Below are 17,257 nucleotides of genomic sequence, written 5' to 3'. Positions count from 1 at the left end.
TGTGACTGCATGGTCACATCAGAGGTGAAGATATTGCTTTCGCATCCGGGGCAGCAAGGGGGGAGTTTCCCTAACGGGATGCGCCGCCGCCTGGATTCATACCCGGGCGGGCCATGCCATGGGGGCTTTGCGGGCGGGCGCGCTGCCTGGCAGGAATCGGCCGGCGCGCCGCGGCGCCGGCCTGGGGCCGTCAGATCAGCCCGCGAATCCCGGCGATGCCATGCGCGCCATGGCGCAAGGCTTGCGACACGGTCTGGGTGGATTGCCCGCCCAGCGCGAACACCGGAATGCCGGCGTCGCGGTTGCCTTCGACAAAGCCTTCCCAGCCCAGCGTCGGTGCGCCGGGGTGGCTGGGGGTGTCCAGCACCGGACCCAGCACGGCAAAGTCGGCGCCCAGTTCACGCGCAAGCACCACCTGCGCGTTGTCGTGGGCGGACACGCCGACCAGCGCGCCGGCCGGCAGCTCGGGGCGGGCCGTCAGGCGGGCGGCATCCGCGCTGCGCAGGTGCACGCCGTCGGCCTCGCGCCACCACGCGGCCGGGTGGGCGCTGTTGACCAGCACCCGCGCGCCCGCGGCGCGGCAACGCTTGACGATTTGCTGCAATGCGTCGTGCAGCGAGGCTGATGCCGCGCCGTCCGGCCATTGCGGCTCACGCAGCTGCACCAGCTTGACGCCGCGCGCCAGCGCCGCATCCAGCCGACCCAGAAAGCCCGTCAGCCCCGCCCGCGAGCCGATGGAACTGATGCCGTAAGCCGTGGGCAGTTGCAGCCAGCGCAGGGGCGGCAGCGTGGCGGGCAAAAGATCGCCCACCGACGCGGCGTTGGCCGGGTCGACCCATTCCAGGCGCTGGTTTTCCAGGCTGCGCGGTTCGCCTTCCCACGCCGTGACGTGGCAGAACGCCAGGCGCACCGTGGTGTGGGGGTAGACGTGCACGTAAGTCACCCACGGACGCGATTGCGTCACGCGGATGCCGATTTCTTCCTGGAGTTCGCGCGCGAGGGCCTGCAGCACGGTTTCGCCGGGTTCCAGCTTGCCGCCCGGCAGTTCCCACCAGCCCGACCAGGGTTTGCCTTCGGGGCGCTGCCCCAACAGCAGCATGCCGTCCGGACGCAGGATGAGGCCGGCGGCGACGTCGATGATCTTGTCAGACATGGCGGGCAGCCCAGTCGCGCGCGAATTGGTAGGCGACGCGGCCCGAACGCGATCCTCGTTCGATCGTCCATTGCAGCGCCTCGGTGCGCGACGGCTCGATCTGCGCCTCGGGGCAGCCCAGCTCGCGCAGCCAGTGGTAGACGATGTCCAGGTAGTCGTCCTGCTTGAAGGGGTAGAACGACAGCCACAGGCCGAAGCGCTCGGACAGCGAAATCTTTTCTTCCACGGTTTCGCCGGGGTGGATCTCGCCGTCGGGCTGGTGCTTGGCCTGCAGGTTCTCGCTCATGTATTCCGGCATCAGGTGGCGCCGGTTGGACGTGGCGTAGATCAGCACGTTGTCGCCCGAGGCGGACACCGATCCGTCCAACACCGACTTCAGCGCCTTGTAGCCCGCTTCGCCTTCCTCGAACGACAGGTCGTCGCAGAACACGATGAAGCGTTCGGGGCGCGAGGCCACCAGTTCGACGATGTCGGCCAGGTCGCCCAGGTCGGACTTGTCGACCTCGATCAGCCGCAGGCCGCGGTCGCCGTAGGCGGCCAGCATGGCCTTGACCAGCGAGCTCTTGCCGGTACCGCGCGCGCCGGTCATCAGCACGTTGTTGGCCGGCTTCTTGTCGATGAACTGCTGGGTGTTGCGGTCAATGATGCCCTTCTGGCGCTCGATGTGCTGCAGGTCCTGCAGGTCGATGGTGGCCACGTGGCGCACGGCGTCCAGCCAGCCGCGCGAGCCGCGCTTGCGCCAGCGGAACGCATGCGCGCTCCAGTTGATTTCGGGCGGGGCCGGGGGCAGCCAGGCTTCAAGCTGGGCCAGCACGCGTTCGGCGCGCTGGATGAGGGTGGTGAATTCGTTTGCGGTCACGGTGTAGTCCTGGGAGAGCGAACGGGCGGGCCCTGGCGTCGGGCCCGCAGCGCATTCGCGGGCATCGTCGGATGAGGGGGCGCGTTCCGCCGCAAGGCGTCCTGGAACACGCGCCGCTCAACGGTTGTCACCGGCCGGGGCCGCAGTGATGCCGCGGGCCGCCGGGGGGCAGTGACAGGCGATGGGTAAGGCACAGCCACTGGAGTTCACTGCTGTCGCCTGCCGCACCGGGGTCAGCCGGGCGGCGGGCGAGGGTAAAGCGATCAGGAACGGTAGTCGGCGTTGATCGTCACGTACTCGTGCGAGAAGTCGCAGGTGTAGACGGTGTCGCTGACCTGGCCGCGGCCCAGCGCGATGCGGACCGTGATCTCGGCCTGCTTCATGACGCGTTGGCCATCGGCTTCCTGGTAGTCGGGGTTGCGGCCGCCACCCGTGGCCACCAGCACGTCGTCCAGCCACAAGCGGATGCGCGACACGTCCATGTCGTCGATGCCGGCGTAGCCCACGGCGGCCAGGATGCGGCCCAGGTTGGGGTCCGACGCGAAGAAGGCGGTCTTGACCAGCGGCGAGTGCGCCACGGCATAGGCGACCTTCAGGGCTTCTTCGGTGCTGCCGGCTTCTTCGACGCGTACCGTCATGAACTTGGTGGCGCCTTCGGCGTCGCGCACGATCTTCTGCGCCAGTTCCAGGGCGGCGGCCGACAGGGCCTCGCGCACAGCAACGTAGTCGGCGTCGGTTTCGGCGTTGATTTCCACGCCCGACTTGCCGGTGGCGGCAATGATGAACGAGTCGTTGGTGGAGGTGTCGCCGTCAACCGTGATGCGGTTGAACGAGGCGTCGGCGATTTCGACGGCCAGCTTGCGCAAGAGTGGCTGGGCGATGCCGGCGTCGGTGGCCAGGAAGCTGAGCATGGTCGCCATGTTGGGGCGGATCATGCCGGCGCCCTTGCTGATGCCGGTGAAGGTGACGGTCTTGCCGCCGATCTGAACGCGGCGCGACGAGATCTTGGGCAGGGTGTCGGTGGTCATGATGCCGTGCGCGGCGCTGGACCAGTGGTCGGCGCCCAGGTCGGCGATGGCGCCGGGCAGGCCGGCGAACAGGCGATCCAGGGGCAGCGGCTCGAGAATCACGCCGGTCGAGAAGGGCAGCACCTGCGCGGCGGGCACGCCCAGCAGGCGGCCGAGTTCGACGCAGGTGTCCTGGGCCTTCTTCAGGCCTTCGGCGCCGGTGCCGGCGTTGGCATTGCCGGTGTTGATGACCAGCGCGCTGATCGGGCCGCCGGCGGCCAGGTGGGCCTGGCAGACCTGCACGGGCGCGGCGCAGAAGCGGTTGCGGGTGAACACGCCGGCGACGCTGGTGCCTTCGGCCAGGCGGAAGACCGTCAGGTCGCGTCGGTTGGCTTTGCGGATGCCGGCCTCGGTGACGCCGATTTCAACGCCGGCAACAGGGAAAATTTCGGACTCGGAGGGGATCTGCAGGTTAACGGCCATGACTTCGTCTCATGAATGAGAAGGACGGAATCGCCGCCTGGGCCAGGCGGCGCGCGGGGGAAAGCTTCGTATTATCCCACTGCTTTGCGACAGGCCAAGGCGGGCGGCTGAAAGCCGGCTGTCAGGGAGCGGTCCGCATGGCCGCCACGTCCAGCACGCCGGCATCGCGGTTGGACAGGATGCTGCGCACCGTGCCGTCCGGCGCCTGCAGCACCGACATGCCGGCGGCGATTTCACGGCCGTCGGCCTGCCGCGCCGAGCGGCCGCGCGACGGCGAAAACAGCAGGTCGCCGGCCTGCACGCCGGGCACGCGCGGGCCGGCGGTCAGCATGCGGGTGCCGGTGGGGTAGGTGATGCCGCCCAGCGCGCTTTCGCGCGCCAGCAGGCCTTCGAATGCCAGCAGGCGGCGCTGGGCGTCCAGCGTCATGTCCACCTTCAAGAGCGGCATGCCGGCCACGGTCAGGGGGTCGCTGCCTTCGGCGCTTAGCCGCCAGCGGGGGGCCGGGCTGGCCGGATCCGGGGCATTGCCGCGGGCAGCCTCGTCGACCTTGATCCAGGCGCCCGCGGGCACCGGCTGCTGGTTCAGGGTGTTGCCGATGGCCAGGTGGCAGCTGGCAAACCTGGGCTGGCCGCCCAGCATGACGAATTCCAGGCGGTGGCCGTGGGCACAGAGCCAGCCATCCTGGGCCTGGTCGCGGGCGATCTCGACCGACAGGGTTTCGGGCTGGCGGGCCGTGGCTGCGTAATGGAACAGGCGGGTCGCGCTGACCCCTTGCACCGAGGCCAGGTGGCCCTCGGGAAAGGTGGCGCGGTCGAACGACGCCGGGTCGCCGGGGGCGGTGACGCGCAGCACCGTGCCGGCGGGCATGTCCACGCCGGCCAGCCGGGTGGACTGGGGCAGCGTCATGTTCAGGCTGGCGTCCTGGCGGGCTTCGCGCTGGGCGGCCAGCCATTGGCTCAGTTGCTGGCAGGGGAAGATGCCGCCGATGACGGCCAATAGCGCCATCAGGATCGCGCCGCCGCGCCGGTGTTCGCCCAGCCACAGCCTGGCGCCGCGGCTGGTGGCCAGCACGGCCAGCCAGGTGAGCAGCGTGGACAGGCAGGCCAGCGAGACCACCATCAACACGTAGAAATTACCGCCAGGAAGAGATACCGGAATCATGGCGGCAATTATGCGCCAAACCGATGCCGTTTTCCGGCGCAGGCGTGGGGATTTCGAGCCGGCGAAAACGGCTGTCCGGATGGCGCCTGCCGCCCGTGGCCGTTGCCTAGTCCTTGGCCGCGGCCGAACGCGTGGCCACCACCTGCAGCTTCAGTTCGCCCAGCGCCTGGAACAGCGCATTGCGGCTGGCCTCGGGCAGTTCGCCGAACATGGATTTCACCCAGGACTCGTGCGCCCGCGCCATCTTGGCGAAGCTCTTCTTGCCCTGCGGCGTCAGTTTGATGAGCGAGCTGCGGCGGTCGGATTCGACCTTGGTGCGCACCACCAGGCCTTCTTTTTCGAGCTGGTCGGTGATGCCGGTGATATTGCCGTTGGTCACCATCATGTGGCGCGACAGCTCGCCCATCTTCATGCCCTTGGGCGCGCGCTGCAATTGCGCCATCAGGTCGAAGCGGGGCAGGGTGGTGTCGAACTCGTTGCGCAGCCGGCTGCGGATCTCGCCTTCGATGAGATTGGCGCAGGTCAGCATGCGCAGCCACAGGCGCAGCGCATGGTGGTCGTCGGGCGCGGCGCGGGATTCCAGGTCGGGAGCGTCTGTCATGGTCGGGAAGGTTACCGGGAATACAGGGTGAAGGGCGGTTTTCGACGGGCGGATTTCTTGAGTATCCGCCGGATGTCGGGTAATGTCCGCGCGGGGCTGGTGAAAACCCTAGACTTGTTTTGGCGAATACTTTAAACCTAAACTATGAACCACGCCAGTTCTCCCCATGCCGCATCACGGGATCGGCTGCTGCGGGCGCCGGTCTGACGGCCGCCTAACCAGGCCGGCGGGCCGGGCATAGAAGTCCTTCGAATCGCAATTCCAAAAACAACACCCTCTGCGCGGCTCGCGCACGGAGCACACCACCATGCGTTTGATCACTTCCCTCGTTGCCGCCGCCGCGCTGGTTCCGGCACTGGCTTGCGCCGACCCGGTCAAGGTCGGCATCGCAAATGATATTTCCGGCCCGTTCTCGGCGCTGGGCGCCGAAGCCCGCGACGGCTTCAACCTGGCCATCAAGCAGCTTGGCAGCAAGCTGGGCGGCCAGCCCGCCGAATTCCTGCAGACCGACATGGGCGGCAACCCCGACCAGGCCCGCCAGCTGGTCACGCGCTACATCCAGCGCGACAAGGTCGATTTCTTCACCGGCCCGATCGGCTCGAACGTGGCGCTGGCCGTCGGCCCCGCGCTGTTTGCCGCCAAGGTGCCGTATCTGTCGAACAACCCGGGCCCCAGCCAGTTCGCCGGCGCCCAGTGCAACAACTACTGGTTCGGCTCGTCGTACCAGAACGACGCCTTCCATGAAGCCGCCGGCAAGGTAGCCGCCGACCGCGGCTTCAAGAAGATGTTCATCATGGCCCCGGACTATCCGGCGGGCAAGGATGCGCTGACCGGCTTCAAGCGCGGCTACAAGACCGCCCCGGGCGACGAGGTCTACACCAAGCTGGGCCAGATCGACTACGCCGCCGAAATCGCCCAGATCCGCGCCGCCAAGCCGGACGCCGTCTATATCTTCCTGCCGGGCGGCATGGGCATCAACTTCGTCAAGCAGTTCGTCTCGGCCGGCCTGTCGCAGAGCGTCAAGCTGATTGGCCCGGGCTTCTCGGCCGACGAAGACGTGATCCAGGCCGTGGGCGAACCCATGCTGGGCATGTACAACACCGCGCAGTGGGCGCATGACCTGGACGTGCCGCAGAACAAGGCCTTCGTCGAGGCCTTCCGCAAGGAATACAACGGCCGCTACCCGTCGGTGTACGCCGCCCAGGCCTATGACGTCATCATGGCCATGGACGCCGCCGTCAAGCAGGCCGGCGGCAAGGCCGCCGACCGCGATGCCATCGTCAAGGCGCTGGAAAAGGCCGACTACCCCTCGGTGCGCGGCAGCTACACCTACGGCAAGAACCACTACCCGATCCAGGCCTACTACCTGCGCGTCGTCGACAAGGACGCCAGCGGCCGCATCACCAACAAGCTGGTGGGCAAGGTCTTCGACAAGTATCAAGACGTCTACGTCGGCGACTGCAAGCTCTGAAGCGTACGGCCACACGATAAAGCCCGGCCCCGTTGCGTCGCAGGGGGCCGGCATTGCCGGTCCGATGCCTGACCCAGCTGGGTCGCACGCATCCGGCTTTGCTGGTCCGTAGCGATGTCCCTGTCAGGGGGAGCAGCACTTCGGGGTGGGCACACAGCAGGGGATTTTTTCATGACGTTCACGCTCATCGTCGAGCAATTGCTGAACGGTCTGCAGTTTGGGTTGATGTTGTTTCTGATTGCGGCCGGGCTGACCCTGGTGTTCGGCATCATGGACATCATGAATCTGGCGCACGGCTCGCTCTATATGGCAGGCGCCTATGTCGCCGCCGAAACCATGCAACGCACGGGGTCGTTCACGGCCGCGGTGCTGGTTGCAGCAGTGGCCACCGGCCTGGTCGGGGTGGCGCTGGAACTCACGCTGATCCGCCGCCTGGCGCTGCGCGACCACCTGGCCCAGGTGCTGGGCACCTACGCCATCATTCTCATTGCCAACGACCTGGTCAAGATGATCTGGGGCCCGGCCCCCGTCATGCTCAACATGCCGGCCGTGCTGTCCGGCCCGGTGCGGCTCCTGCCCGACCTGCTCTATCCCGCCTACCGCCTGATGATCATCGTCTTCGGCGTGGCCTCGGCCGTGGGCTTGTACTGGTTCGTCACGCGCACCCGCGCCGGCGTGCTGGTGCGGGCCGGCGCCTCGAACCGCCAGATGGCCACGCTGATGGGCGTGCGCGTGCCGCTGTTGTTCCTGGGCGTGTTCGTGCTGGGTGCCATGCTGGCGGCCGTGGCCGGCGCGCTGCTGGGCCCGATCACCTCGGTGCAGGTCGGCATGGGTGAGGAAATCCTGATCCTGGTGCTGGTGTGCATCGTCATCGGCGGCATCGGCTCGATCCGCGGCGCCTTTGTCGGCGCGCTGCTGGTGGGCATGGTGGATACCGCCGGGCGGGCCTTCCTGCCGATGCTGCTGCGCCAGGTGTTTTCGCCTGCCGTGGCTTCCAGCGTCGGCCCCACGCTGGCCGCGATCGCCATCTACGTGCTGATGGCGGCGGTGCTGGTGTTCCGGCCTTCCGGCCTGTTTCCGGCGCGAGGCTGAGCATGCGGATTTCTTCGACTCTCTGGACCCTGGCCCTGCTGGCCCTGCTGGCGGCGTTTCCGCTGGTGGCGCCGGCGCTGGGCCTGGACTTCTATATTTCCTTCGTGCGCCGCGTGCTGATCTACGCGCTGGCCGCGACCAGCCTGAACCTGATCCTGGGCTATGGTGGCATGGTGGCGCTGGGCCACGCGGCCTTCTTCGGCGCGGGCGCCTACGCGGTGGGCATCCTGGCGATGTCGGGCGTCACGTCGGCGCTGGTGTCCTGGCCGGTGGCGATGGGGCTGGCGGGTCTGCTGGCCTGCATCACGGGCGCGATCTCGCTGCGCACCCGCGGTGTGTACTTCATCATGATCACGCTGGCGTTCGCCCAGATGCTGTTCTACATCTTCATCTCGCTGCGCCAGTATGGCGGTGAAGACGGCCTGAACCTGCCGGGCTATTCCACGCTGCCCGGCATCGACCTGGCCAACGACGTGTCGTTCTATTACCTGGTGCTGGTGCTGTTCGCGGTGGCGATGTGGCTGTTCGGCCGGGTGGTGGCCTCGCGCTTCGGCACGGCGCTGCAAGGCATCCGTGAAAACGAATCGCGCATGGAATCGCTGGGTTACCCCGTCTACCGCATCAAGCTCACGGCGTTTACGCTGAGCGGCGCGGCGGCCGGGCTGGCGGGGGCGCTGCTGGCCAATCACAACCTGTTCATCTCGCCCAGCCTGATGCACTGGACCCAGTCGGCCAACCTGCTGATCATGGTGCTGGTGGGCGGCATCGGCCTGCGCTACGGCGGCGTGGCCGGCGCGGTGGTGATGCTGGTGCTCGAAGAAGTGCTGCGCCAATGGACCGAATACTGGCACCTGCCGCTGGGCGTGCTGCTGCTGTGCGTGGTGTTCGGCGCGCCGCGCGGCCTGGTGGGCCTGTTCGGCCCGCTGTTCGGCGGCGGCAAGGCGGCATCAACCGGCAAGGCGGGATCATGAGCCAACCCCTATCCCCATCTCAGCCCAACACCCCGGCGCTGCAGGCGAGCAACCTGGTGCGCCGCTTCGGCGCGCTGGTGGCCACCGACAATGTCTCGATCTCGCTGAACCCCGGCGAAATCCATGCCCTGATCGGGCCCAACGGCGCCGGCAAGTCCACGCTGATCCACCTGCTGTCGGGCACCCTGGCGGCAGACTCTGGCACGCTGGCCGTGGGCGGGCGCGACGTCACCGCCCTGAACGCGCACCAGCGCGTGGCGGCGGGCCTGTCGCGTTCGTACCAGATCACCAACATCTTCAAGCAGTCCAGCGTGCTGGACAACCTGGTGCTGGCCGTGCAGGCCCACGCCGGCAGCAGCTTCCGTTTCTGGCGGCCGCGCGCCGCCGAGGCCGCCCTGGTCGAACAGGCCCGCGAACTGGCGCGCGAATGCGCCATCGACCCGGCCCTGCTGGGCCGCGCCGCCGGCACGCTGCCGCATGGCGAACAGCGCAAGGTGGAATTCGCGCTGGCCCTGGCCGCCCGGCCCAGCGTGCTGCTGCTGGACGAACCGATGGCCGGCATGGGGCCCGACGAGACCCTGCGCCTGACCGAACTGATCGAAGCCCTGCGCGGCCGCGCCGCGATGCTGCTGGTCGAACACGACATGCAGGCCGTGTTCCGGCTGGCCGACCGCATTTCGGTGCTGGTCTATGGCCGCGTGATCGCCACCGGCACGCCCGACGAAATCCGCGCCAATCCGGACGTGCGACAGGCGTACCTGGGCGATGACGAGACGGCGCCCGCGCGCCAGGAGACAGTCTGATGCTCAGCATTGAATCGGCCCAGAGCGGCTACGGCGCCAGCCAGGTGCTGTTCGGCGTGGACCTGCAGATCGGCGCCGGCCAGGTGGTGACTTTGCTGGGCCGCAACGGCATGGGCAAGACCACGCTGCTGCGCACGCTGTTCGGGCAGCTGCCGCTGCGCGGCGGCAAGATCAGCTTCGCCGGCCAGGACATCAGCGGCTGGAGCCCCGACCGCATCGCGCGCACCGGCATGGCGATCGTGCCGGAAGGGCGCCAGTGCTTTCCCAACCTGACCGTGCGCGAGCACCTGACGGCCTTCGTGGCCGCGCGCAACCCGTCCATCGGCGAGCCCTGGACGCCCGAACGCGTGTTCGAACTGTTTCCGCGGCTGGGCGAGCGCGCCCGCAACATGGGCAACCAGCTGTCGGGCGGCGAACAGCAGATGCTGGCCATCGGCCGCGCGCTGGTCACCAACCCGCGCCTGTTGATCCTGGACGAGGCCACCGAAGGCCTGGCGCCCAAGATTCGCGAGGAAATCTGGCACTGCCTGGCGCGCCTGCGGCAGGCCGGCCAGACGATCCTGGTGATCGACAAATACGTCGAACGCCTGCTCAGCCTGGCCGACCGCCACGTCATCCTGGAACGCGGCAAGGTGGTCTGGAACGGCGACTCCGCCGCACTGGACGCCGACCGCGGCCTGTGGGAACGCTACCTGGGCGTGTAGCGCGAAAGCCGCAGCCCCGGTGCGGGCGGCGGCTTTTATTTCGATATAAAACGCAATAAGCCCGTCGATCGGCACGACCTGCGCAAAACAGGCTGACCTTTGGCAAATTCGCGCGTTTACGCCTGTTTCAATTCATCCCGCTGTTCTCTACACTTAGCGCGCCGTGCGATCCCGCGTGGATGCGTCACGTCTCAACCAGGGCCTACCGTCTCAACAGGCCCGGACTGTCAGGAAGACTTCGCATGGCGAAATGGGGTTTGCGCAAAAAATCATTGATGGCGCTGTTGCTGGCGTGCCTGGTCGCTTTGGCGCCCGCCGCGCTGATAGGCTGGCAAGTGCTGGACGGGGTCCGCGACCACTTCGGCCGCGCGTTCTCCGACAATTTCACGCAGTTGAACCGCCAGCGCATCCTGGCGCCGGTGTCCCGCGAACTGGCGCTATCGCAGCGCCTGGCCGACAGCGAAGTCACGCGCCGCTGGCTGCGCAACGAAAGCGATCCGGCCGCACGCGAGCTGTTCTTTCGCGAGGCCGACGGCTACCGGCGCGACCTCCTGGGCCGCGCCTATTTCATCGCCAGCGCCGCTACCGGCCACTATTACTTCAACGATGACCAGCCCCTGTCCGAGGCGCCGCGCTACACGCTCAGCCGCGACGCTGCCGACGACGGCTGGTTCTACAGCACGCTCAAGTCGCCCAACCGTTACAACATCAACGTCAATCCCGACCTGAAGCTCAAGACCACGCGGGTCTGGATCAACGTGCAGGTGCGTGACGGCGACAAGGTCATCGGCCTGACCGGCGCCGGCCTGGACGTGGGCGGCTTCCTGCGCGACTTCGTCAACAGCGGCCAGCCGGGCGTGACCCCCATCATCGTCGACGAAGACGGCGCCATCCAGGCGCACATGGACCCCAGCCTGATCGCCTATAACTCGGGCGCGGGCGGGGCCGGCGGCAAGGATGGCCATGGCATGGTGTTCAACCTGGTCGACGCCGGTCACGGCCGCGACGAGCTGCGCGCGGCGCTGCACGCCGCCCAGGCCGACCCGCAGTCGGTGCAGTCGGCGTGGGTGGCCATCGACGGGGTGCGCCAGCTGGTGTCGGTGGCCTACATGCCCGAATTGCGCTGGCATGTGCTGACCGTGGTGGACCTGGGCGCCGCCCGAGTGCTGGACACCGACTGGCTGTGGCCCGCGGCCATCGGTCTGGTGCTGCTGTTCGCCGCGCTGCTTCTATGTTTCGGTTACGCCATCGAACGCCTGATGCTGCGGCCGCTGCGCCGCCTGCAACAGTCCGCCCGCGCCATCGCCAACGGCAGCTACGACGTGCGCCTGCCGCCGGGCGGGCAGGACGAGATCGGCGACCTGAGCCGCGCCTTCGGCGTGATGGCCGACAAGGTGCGCCAGCACACCGCCGAACTCGAAACCAAGGTGCGCGAGCGCACCTCCGAGCTGGAAGACGCCAATCGCGCCATGGCCGCCGCCCACAAGAAGATCGGCGATTCCATCGACTACGCCAGCCTGATCCAGCGCGCCATCCTGCCCGACCGCCAGCTGACCCAGTCGCTGGGCGCGCACCACTTCGTGCTGTGGAAGCCGCGCGACGTGGTCGGCGGCGATTTCTATGTGTTCCGTTCCGATGGCAACAATTGCCTGCTGGGCATCATGGACTGCGCCGGCCACGGCGTGCCGGGCGCGCTGATGACCATGCTGGCCCGCGCCGCCATCGACCTGGCCATCACCGAGGCCGGTCCGGCCGACCCGGCCGGCATCCTGGCGCGTACCGACAGCGCCATCCGGGCGATGCTTGCTGATGCGCAACTGCCGCGCGCCCTGGCCACCAATACCGACGCAGGCCTGGTATATATTGACCGCGAATCCGGCAGCTTGCGGTATGCCGGCGCCAAGATCAGCCTGTACGCCAGCGACGGCCAGACCCTGCGTGAAGTGCCCGGAGGCAAGCGCGCGCTGGGCGACAAGCGCACGGGGGTTTACCAGAATATCGAGCTGCGCATGGAGCCCGGCTGGACCTATTACCTGGCCACCGACGGCTTCCTGGACCAGGCGGGCGGCGAGCACGGTTTCGGTTTCGGCAACACGCGTTTCGCCGAAATGCTCAAGAGACACGCGCAGCAGCCGTTAACCGACCAGGCGGCCGCATTTACCGAAGCCTTGGCCCGGTATCAAGGCGGCCGGCCGCAGCGCGACGACATTACCTTGCTGTCTTTCCGTTTCGAATAATCGTTATCAGGGCGGTAACTCCCATGAATGCCTCCGATCTCTACGCATTGGGCGAGCGGTTCGACCAGAACCGCACCCTGCTGTGCTTCAACGGGCCGATCTCCCGTAGCCTGATCGAGGAAATCGGCAATGCGCTGAAGAACTACCTGAACGCCGAGCATGCCCGGCCGGCGGAAGCCATGGACGTGTTCTCGGTCTACATCGAGATGATCCAGAACATCCGCCAGTACGCCGCGCAGAACGGCGACGCCGACGCCGCTGCCACCGTGGTGATCGGCCGCCGCGACGAGAGCCGCTACGTGGTGTCGGCCGGCAACCTGGTCAAGGCCGAAGACGGCCGCCACCTGGTGGACCGTATCCAGCGACTGGCCGCGCTGGACAAGGCGGCCCTGAAAGCCGAATACAAGGCCCAGTTGCACAAGCCACGCACCCCTGGCGTCGCCTCGGGCGCCGGCCTGGGGCTGATCGACATCGCGCGCCGGGCAGGCGCACCGCTGGAAGCCAGCCTGACGCCCGCCGCGGGCGAGGGCAAGGCGTTCTTCAGCCTGAGCGTCGTGATCTGACCGCCACCCGCGCGCCATAGACCCTTTTCGGAGTGATTGATGAAAGACCTGAATATTCCCGGGACCCAGTCCACGCCCGCCATCACCGCCGACTTTGCTGCCGGCGTGCTGGCGATGCGCGGCGATTCCTACCCCGAGAATTCCTTCGAGCTGTTCGGTCCCGTGATCGAATGGGTCGAAGCCTACCTGCAGGGCGGCGCCGCGCCGCTGAACCTGGAGCTTGAACTGCTGTACCTGAACACCAGCAGCATCAAGTCGGTCATGGACATCTTCGACCTGCTCGAAGCCGCCCACGGCAAGGGCCGCAGCGTCAGCGTCACCTGGTTCTACGACATGCGCAACGAGCGCGTGGGCGAACTGGCCGAGGAATTCAAGGAAGACTGCACCTTCCCGTTCTCGGTCGTCGGCCGCCAATGAAGCCCGGCAACGCCGAGCTGGACGAACGCATCGGCCGCCTGCTGGCGGATCCGGCCTACGCCGGGCATCCCCTGCGCGAGGCATTGCAGGACTTGTGGCGGCACACGGCCGAGCAGATGGCGCGGATCGAACGCGTCACCCACCTGTCCGACGCCTACCAGACCATGGCGCACCAGCGCGAAATGGGCCTGTGCGAACAGTTCGACCGGCAGTTGCGCCGCCTTGCCCGCATCGCCCGCATCTCCGACCACTACCAGAGCATGATGCGCGACCTGAACGCGGCGCTGGAAGAGACCTCCAGCCGCGACCCTCTGACGGGCCTGCTGAACCGGCGCGCCCTGATGGAAATGATCAAGCAGGAAGTCCAGCGCGCCGCCCGCGGCGGCCAGGCCTTCGTCGTCGCCATGCTCGACGTGGACCACTTCAAGTCGGTCAACGACCGCTACGGCCACGAAATCGGCGACCGCGCCCTGGTCGAACTCGCCGGCGCCATGCGCGACAGCCTGCGTGAATACGACCTGTGCGGCCGCTGGGGCGGCGAGGAATTCCTGGTGCTGTTGCCCGCGACGCCGCCGGAAACGGCGCAAGGCGTGATGGACCGCCTGGTGGGTGCGGTGCGCGGACTGGCGATCGAGGTCGGCGCCGACGTGCTGCGCCTGACCGTCAGCATCGGCATGGCGTATCACCAGCTCGGAGAAACTTTTTCAGAAACGCTCAGCCGGGCGGACCAGGCGCTGTACCTGGCCAAGCAGGACGGACGCGATCGCGTCGCGCTTGGATTCCCCCGGCCCTGAAATGACCCCGGAATCGCAGTCTTCCGGTATGGAGCCCCTTATGCTTGATTCTCATCCAGGTGGTTCAAGCGCGGCCCCGCAGGGCGCCGCGTGGCAGGTGGACAACTACCTGGCGTCGATGGACCGGGCACTGCTGCTGTTCGATTTCGACGCGGCCGGTTCGCTCCTGAACGCAAACGAAAACTTCCTGGCCACCGTGGGCTACGCCCGCGGCGATATCACCGGCCTGCGCCACGACCTGCTGTGCGACAGCATGGACGAAGGCAAGGGCATCGCCAGCGCCGAAAACATCTGGGCCCGGCTGCGCCGCGGCGACTTCTTTTCCGGCACCTGCCGCTACCGCAGGCAGGACGGCGGGTCCCTCTGGATCGAAGCCACCTACCTGCCGATGCGCGACGACTCGGGCGAGGTGCGCCGCATCTCGGTCATTTCCCGCAAATCCATCGCCGACGCCGAACGCCAGGAAGAAATCCGCCTGCTGCTGCTGGGCATCAACGAAACCGGCAACGCCGTGGCCGTCTCGGGCCGCGACGGCCGCATCGTCTACGTCAACGACGGTTTCCAGCGCATGCTGGGCTTTGCCCGCGGCGACGCGCTGAACCAGGAACTGGGCGAATTGCTGGCCGGCGGCCGCCCCGACGGCGGCACCCGCGAAGAACTCGACCGCCGCATCGCCTGCCGCGAGGGTTACCACAAGGACGTACTGGTCTACGACCGCGGTGGCAAGCCGCTGTGGGTCTCGGTGATGGCCAATTCCGTGTTCGATGAACGCGGTTCGCTGGTCAACATCGTCGATGTGCTGACCGACATCACCCCCACCAAGGTGCACGAGGTGCTGCAGCGCCGGGTGCTGCAAGCCATGGTGAACGAGGCCTCGGTGGTGGAAGTGATGAACATGGTGTGCCGCGAGGTCGAGCGCCTGGCGCCCGAAGTGGCGGCCACGGTGCTGCGCGTGGACGAGGCCGGCAAGCTGCGTCCCCTGGCCGCACCCAGCCTGCCATCGGCCTACGCCGACGCGCTGGACGGCGAGGCCATCGGCCCGCAGTCCGGCGCCTGCGGCACCGCCGCCTTCCTGGGCCGCCCGGTGATCGTGCCGGACATCGCCACCGATCCGCTGTGGGACGACTACCGCCACCTGCCGCTGCCGGAAGACATCAAGGCCTGCTGGTCCTCGCCGATCAAGTCCAGCGACGGCCGCGTGATCGGCACGTTCGGCTTCTATTTCCGCGAACGCCGCCTGCCCGACGATTTCCACCACCGCCTGGTCGACGTCTGCGTCTACCTGTGCGCGCTGGCGCTGGAACGCGAAGAAGCCCGCGCCCGCATCCGCCAGCTGGCGTTCTACGACGAGCTGACGGGCCTGCCCAACCGTAACCTGCTGCTGGCCCAGGCCGAACAGGCCATCGCCCGCGCCGAACCCGAGCGCAAGCGCGTGGCGGTGCTGTTCCTGGACCTGGACCGCTTCAAGCAGGTCAACGACACGCTGGGCCACCCCATCGGCGACGCGCTGCTGCGCGACATCGCCCAGCGCCTGCGCCGCCTGGCCCGCGCCACCGACATCGTCGGCCGCCTGTCGGGCGACGAGTTCGTGATGCTGATGCCCGATTTCGAGCACGGCCGCCTGACCGCCGCCGCGGAACACATCCTGGTGGCCCTGGCGCAACCTTTCGTGGTGGGCGGCATCACGCTGAACCCGTCGGTGAGCATCGGCATCAGCGTGTTCCCGGAAAACGGCCGCGACATGGATACGCTGCTGCGCCACGCGGACATGGCGATGTACCAGGCCAAGACCGCGGGCCGCAACCGCATTTCCTTTTTCAGCGCCGAAATGAACCGCCAGGCCCAGGAGCGCCTGGCCCTGGAAGCCGCCCTGCGCGACGCCCTGGAAGGCCGCGCGCTGCGCCTGCACTACCAGCCTCAGGTCGGCCTGAAGAACGGCAGCTTGTACGGGGTCGAGGCGCTGGCCCGCTGGCGCCACCCGACCCTGGGCGACATTTCCCCCGCGCGTTTCGTGCCCCTGGCCGAAGAATGCGGCCTGATCGGCGACCTGGGCGACTGGGCGGTTCGCGAAGCCTGCTCGCAACTCTCGATCTGGCGCCACAACGGCCTGCGCGTCCCTTCGGTATCGGTGAACCTGTCGGCCACCAACTTCCACAACCTGAACCTGCCCCGCATGATCGCGGCGACCCTGGCCGAGTTCGGCCTGGCCGCCCAGGACCTGATGCTGGAAATCACGGAAGGCGTGGTCCTGGACGCCACGGCCGGGACGCTGCGCACGATCGCCGAACTCCACCGCCTGGGCGTGCGCCTGTCGATGGACGATTTCGGGACCGGCTATTCAAGCCTGGGGCATTTGAGGCGCCTGATCGTCGATGAGCTGAAGCTGGATCGCAGTTTTGTTCAGGGGCTGGAGAGCGATGATGCGGCTCGGGCGCTGACGAGCGCTGTGATTCGGATCGGGGAGAGTCTGAGCTTGCCGGTTGTTGCCGAGGGGATCGAGAACGAGGAGCAGCGGCGGTTTTTGATCGAGCAAGGGTGTGCAGCAGGACAAGGGTTCTTGTTTTCGCCGCCGTTGCCGGCGGGAGATTTGGAGGATTGGTTGCGGGCTCGGGGGTGATTTTTTTTGCGGGCGGTTTGGGTTCTTAAGTTGCGCTTGGCGGTGTCGGTGTGCGGTGGGCGGGGCTACGATTGCGGTCCGGAGCCTTCGCTCCGGACTCCCCCGTCCTCATCGTCGTCCGCCTTCGGCTCCCTTCCGATTCCGTCGGGCGCATCTAACGCCCCGCCCACCGCACACCGACACCGCCAAGCGCTCACATTGCGGATTAGTGACGGATTCTGGGGCGGGCGGTGTGCTTGGCATGATAGCCACGGTCAGAGTGGGGTGGGCGGGGTGGGACGGTGCCCGCTTCGTGCCGGCCGCGCGGGCGGCCTTACGAAGCT

Annotated in this window: 15 protein-coding genes; 10 read left to right on the top strand and 5 right to left on the bottom strand. The window is 67.6% G+C overall.

The window, feature by feature from the left end:
• Positions 1-190: 190 nt before the first annotated feature.
• The 5 genes from AC3WMR_RS26365 to AC3WMR_RS26345 form a co-directional block, all read right to left on the bottom strand.
• Positions 191-1,153, bottom strand: a complete 963-nt coding sequence (locus AC3WMR_RS26365; RefSeq protein WP_492266846.1) for a Nudix family hydrolase — start codon at positions 1,151-1,153, stop codon at positions 191-193.
• Entirely contained in the window at positions 1,146-2,012 is an 867-nt protein-coding gene (locus AC3WMR_RS26360) for an ATP-binding protein (RefSeq protein WP_025137239.1), read from the bottom strand. Before AC3WMR_RS26360 ends, AC3WMR_RS26365 begins: the two co-directional genes overlap by 8 nt.
• 263 nt (positions 2,013-2,275) lie before the next feature.
• Positions 2,276-3,502 (bottom strand): bifunctional glutamate N-acetyltransferase/amino-acid acetyltransferase ArgJ, encoded by a 1,227-nt coding sequence (argJ, locus tag AC3WMR_RS26355; protein ID WP_492266847.1) that lies wholly within the window; start codon positions 3,500-3,502, stop codon positions 2,276-2,278.
• A 121-nt stretch (positions 3,503-3,623) separates the two neighbouring features.
• Positions 3,624-4,664 carry a hypothetical protein gene (locus AC3WMR_RS26350; protein ID WP_492266848.1) on the bottom strand — a complete coding sequence of 347 codons (1,041 nt, stop codon included), beginning with the start codon at positions 4,662-4,664 and terminating at the stop codon, positions 3,624-3,626.
• A 106-nt stretch (positions 4,665-4,770) separates the two neighbouring features.
• Positions 4,771-5,265: a MarR family winged helix-turn-helix transcriptional regulator gene (locus AC3WMR_RS26345; RefSeq protein ID WP_025137242.1), complete on the bottom strand. Its 495-nt coding sequence runs from the start codon at positions 5,263-5,265 to the stop codon at positions 4,771-4,773.
• A gap of 307 nt (positions 5,266-5,572) precedes the next feature.
• Between AC3WMR_RS26345 and AC3WMR_RS26340 the strand changes: the two genes are divergently transcribed.
• The 10 genes from AC3WMR_RS26340 (at position 5,573) to AC3WMR_RS26295 (ending at position 16,934) form a co-directional block, all read left to right on the top strand.
• Complete coding sequence (locus AC3WMR_RS26340) at positions 5,573-6,736, top strand: ABC transporter substrate-binding protein (RefSeq protein ID WP_025137243.1); 1,164 nt, start codon at positions 5,573-5,575, stop codon at positions 6,734-6,736.
• Between the two features lie 171 nt (positions 6,737-6,907).
• Positions 6,908-7,828 carry a branched-chain amino acid ABC transporter permease gene (locus AC3WMR_RS26335; protein WP_025137244.1) on the top strand — a complete coding sequence of 307 codons (921 nt, stop codon included), beginning with the start codon at positions 6,908-6,910 and terminating at the stop codon, positions 7,826-7,828.
• A gap of 2 nt (positions 7,829-7,830) precedes the next feature.
• Positions 7,831-8,799 (top strand): branched-chain amino acid ABC transporter permease, encoded by a 969-nt coding sequence (locus tag AC3WMR_RS26330; RefSeq protein ID WP_492266849.1) that lies wholly within the window; start codon positions 7,831-7,833, stop codon positions 8,797-8,799.
• Positions 8,796-9,602: an ABC transporter ATP-binding protein gene (locus AC3WMR_RS26325; RefSeq protein ID WP_492266850.1), complete on the top strand. Its 807-nt coding sequence runs from the start codon at positions 8,796-8,798 to the stop codon at positions 9,600-9,602. The genes AC3WMR_RS26330 and AC3WMR_RS26325 overlap by 4 nt, the downstream gene beginning before the upstream one ends.
• The gene (locus AC3WMR_RS26320) at positions 9,602-10,306 is read left to right on the top strand and encodes an ABC transporter ATP-binding protein (protein ID WP_025137247.1); all 705 of its coding nucleotides are present in this window, start codon (positions 9,602-9,604) and stop codon (positions 10,304-10,306) included. Before AC3WMR_RS26325 ends, AC3WMR_RS26320 begins: the two co-directional genes overlap by 1 nt.
• 242 nt (positions 10,307-10,548) lie before the next feature.
• Entirely contained in the window at positions 10,549-12,543 is a 1,995-nt protein-coding gene (gene siaA / locus AC3WMR_RS26315) for a biofilm regulation protein phosphatase SiaA (protein ID WP_492266851.1), read from the top strand.
• A gap of 23 nt (positions 12,544-12,566) precedes the next feature.
• A complete protein-coding gene (siaB, locus tag AC3WMR_RS26310; protein WP_199168715.1) occupies positions 12,567-13,106 on the top strand; it encodes a biofilm regulation protein kinase SiaB in 540 nt (179 codons plus the stop codon).
• Between the two features lie 39 nt (positions 13,107-13,145).
• Entirely contained in the window at positions 13,146-13,523 is a 378-nt protein-coding gene (gene siaC, locus AC3WMR_RS26305; protein ID WP_492266852.1) for a biofilm regulation phosphoprotein SiaC, read from the top strand.
• Positions 13,520-14,317, top strand: coding sequence for a biofilm regulation diguanylate cyclase SiaD (gene siaD / locus AC3WMR_RS26300; RefSeq protein ID WP_492266853.1), 798 nt, complete (start codon positions 13,520-13,522; stop codon positions 14,315-14,317). Before siaC ends, siaD begins: the two co-directional genes overlap by 4 nt.
• A gap of 40 nt (positions 14,318-14,357) precedes the next feature.
• Positions 14,358-16,934 carry a sensor domain-containing protein gene (locus tag AC3WMR_RS26295; protein WP_492266854.1) on the top strand — a complete coding sequence of 859 codons (2,577 nt, stop codon included), beginning with the start codon at positions 14,358-14,360 and terminating at the stop codon, positions 16,932-16,934.
• The last annotated feature ends 323 nt before the right edge of the window (positions 16,935-17,257 follow it).

Source organism: Achromobacter sp. FW305-C-28 (assembly GCF_058783235.1).
This window is presented reverse-complemented; position numbering and strand designations above follow the sequence as displayed.